This is a genomic window from Candidatus Propionivibrio aalborgensis, from assembly GCF_900089945.1.
Classification (GTDB): Bacteria; Pseudomonadota; Gammaproteobacteria; order Burkholderiales; family Rhodocyclaceae; genus Propionivibrio; species Propionivibrio aalborgensis.
Genome location: NZ_FLQY01000256.1, coordinates 1 through 2,906, shown reverse-complemented (window position 1 = coordinate 2,906; position 2,906 = coordinate 1). Strand labels below are relative to the sequence as shown.

The window sequence follows — 2,906 nt, the reverse complement described above, 5'->3', positions numbered from 1 at the left end:
TTCCGCACCAAGCAGAGAGAAGGACGGCGTATAGGCCTTCGCCAGATCGCCACCGGGCAGCAGCTTGCCCTTGTTGAAGTGCCCCTTGGGGTCAACCCTGGATTTGTAATCGCGGAATGGCTGTATCTCTTCTTCGCTCAGGAACTCCAGCTTGGTGATGCCGATGCCGTGTTCTCCGGAAATAACGCCGTCAAGCGAACGAGCCAGTGCCATGATGCGCTCTACCGTCGCATAGGCCGTTTGCAACATCGCATAATTGTCCGAATTGACCGGGATGTTGGTGTGCACATTGCCGTCGCCGGCATGCATGTGCAGCGCGACGAACAGGCGGCCGCGCAGGGTTTCCGCGTGGATCGCCCCGATCCGTTCGATTATCGGGCGAAAGACATTGCCGACGAAGATGGCTTCGAGCTGCGGTTTCAGTTCCGCTTTCCACGACACACGTATCGAGTAGTCCTGAAGGCGGTGGAAAAGTACAGGGTTCTCTTCTTTGCACCAGAGTGTTCCGGCGAAGATGCCGAATGAAGAAAACTGCGCCTCCATCTGCTCCAACGGTTGATCGAGATGATCGAGAAGCCATTGCCAGCGCGCCCGGACTATCCTTACAGCATCCATTGCCCTTTGCCTGCGATCGCCAATCAGTACGTCACTCGCGATGTTGGCGTCGCCACGGTTGAGTGGCAGTGTGCCGGAGAGGAAATCGGCCAGCCTGTCGCACAATTCCAGTTTGTTCCGTATCGACAGTTCGATGTTGATATGCTCGATCCCGTCGCAGTAGTCGCCCATGCGCGGCAATGGAATGACCACGTCCTCGTTGAGCTTGAAGGCGTTGGTATGGCGTGAAATGGCGGCTGTGCGCGAACGGTCCAGCCAGAATCTCCTGCGCGTATCGGCGTCGACGGCGATGAAGCCCTCGGCCCCGCGCAGATTGCAGAGTCGCACAATGTCCGAGGCAGCGGCCATGACCGCCTTTTCGTCGTGGCCGACCAGGTCGCCGATCAATACCATTTTCAGACGACCGGAACCTTCGCCTTTGCGTTTTGCCTTGGTCGCATAGCCGACCGCTCTCACATAGCGTTCGTCGAGGTGTTCCAGTCCAGCTAACAGCACACCATTCCGATGGCCGGAACCTCCCGGCTTGAAGTAATCGGCGATCTCGACGATGGCCGGAACCGCCTCGCGGACCTGTCCGAAGAACTCAAGACAGACGGTGCGTGCATGCGGCGGCATTTTGTGCAGCACCCAGCGTGCCGCGACGATCAGCCCGTCGGCGCCTTCCTTTTGTATGCCCGGCAAACCTGCAAGAAACTTGTCGGTGACGTCCTTGCCAAGGCCCGCCTTGCGAAAGGTTTGGCCGGTTATTTCAAGCAGTTCGGGTTCCCCGTACGGGGTTGTTCCATCCATTCGAAAGCGGCGGATTTCGAAACGGACGACGGCCTGCTCGTGAATCTTGCCGAGGTTATGATCGATGCGGCTGACTTCCATCACGTTGCCGTCGGGATCGACCATCTTCCACCATGCCAGATTGTCCAGGGCCGTACCCCATAACACAGCCTTCTTGCCACCGGCATTCATCGCGACGTTGCCGCCGATGCATGAGGCTTCGGCCGAGGTCGGGTCGACGGCAAATATCCTGCCGGCGGCGGCAGCAGCATCAGAAACGCGCGCGGTCACGACACCCGCACCGGTTCGGATGGTGGCGCAGGGCTGTTCGCAGCCGGGCAGAATTGTTTCTTCAACCGGACCGATATCGATGAGCTTTTCGGTGTTGATGACCGCCGACAGCGGCGTCAACGGAACGGCGCTGCCGGTGTAGCCAGTGCCGCCGCCACGCGGGATGATGGTCAGTCCGAGTTCGATGCAGCCGCACACCAATGGCGCCAGTTCCTCTTCGCTGTCGGGGTAGAGAACAACAAACGGGTATTCGACGCGCCAGTCGGTGGCGTCGGTGACATGCGAGACGCGCGCCAGTCCATCGAAGGCGATGTTGTCGCGCCGGGTATGCCGGAGCAAGGTTTTCAACACCCGGCGGCGCAAGGTGGCGGTGTCGTCAAAATGGCGTTCAAAGGCATCGACCGCGGCTCGCGCCGAGTCATGCAGTTTGAGTACCAGCGCGTTACCTTGCCGACGCTTGTCGATCTCGTTCAAACGGTGACGCAGGGCATGGATCAGCGCAGCTCGGCGCTGGCGGTTGGCGAGCAGGTCATCTTCGAGATAGGGGTTGCGCTGAACGACCCAGATATCGCCGAGAACCTCGTACAGCATTCGCGCCGAGCGTCCGGTGACCCGCTGGCTGCGCAGTTCGTCGAGGATCGCCCAGTTTTCCTCACCCAGCAGGCGGATGACGATTTCCCGGTCGGAGAAAGATGTGTAGTTGTAGGGGATTTCGCGCAGGCGGGCGATCATGGCAGGTCCGTGGGACTCTTGCAAAAGGGAAATAGTAGCCCAGATCGGCGGGATGTCGCTTGGCAGCGCACGGCGGGCTGCGCCGCACGCCGTCAGGAGTCTGCTGTTAGAATCAGCGGCCCCGGACAATAGCTTTCACTGCCATGCACCCTGACTATCTCGAAAAAATCCTCAATGCGCAGGTCTACGATGTCGCCGTCGAGTCGCCGCTGGATCATGCACCCAACCTCTCCGCACGAATCGGCAATTGCTTGCTGCTGAAGCGCGAAGACATCCCCGAAGTGATCGCCGGACAGGGCACCATCGGCATGGAGATTGTCGAGGCCATCGATGCCGATGCCATGGAACGATCGCTGAAAGCGGGCAAGCGCGTGCGTCTTGATCGCGTTGGTTTGTTTGCCGACGGGGCGGCGGTGAAATACGTCGGTGAGGAGACCTTTCGACTCTGCAAGCTGTATGTCGACGAAATGGTGCTGGTAAACACCGATGCCATCTGTGCG

General features: G+C 59.6%; 1 protein-coding gene and 1 pseudogene. One reads left to right on the top strand and one right to left on the bottom strand.

Going from position 1 to position 2,906, the window contains the following annotated elements; genetic code table 11:
- Nucleotides 1-2,406, bottom strand: a 2,406-nt coding sequence (locus PROAA_RS12335) for a DUF3683 domain-containing protein (protein WP_186411629.1), incomplete at its 3' end; no start/stop codon positions are given.
- A gap of 143 nt (nucleotides 2,407-2,549) precedes the next feature.
- Here PROAA_RS12335 and PROAA_RS12330 point away from each other — a divergent pair.
- Nucleotides 2,550-2,906: pseudogene (locus PROAA_RS12330) on the top strand (hypothetical protein); the annotation flags it as partial.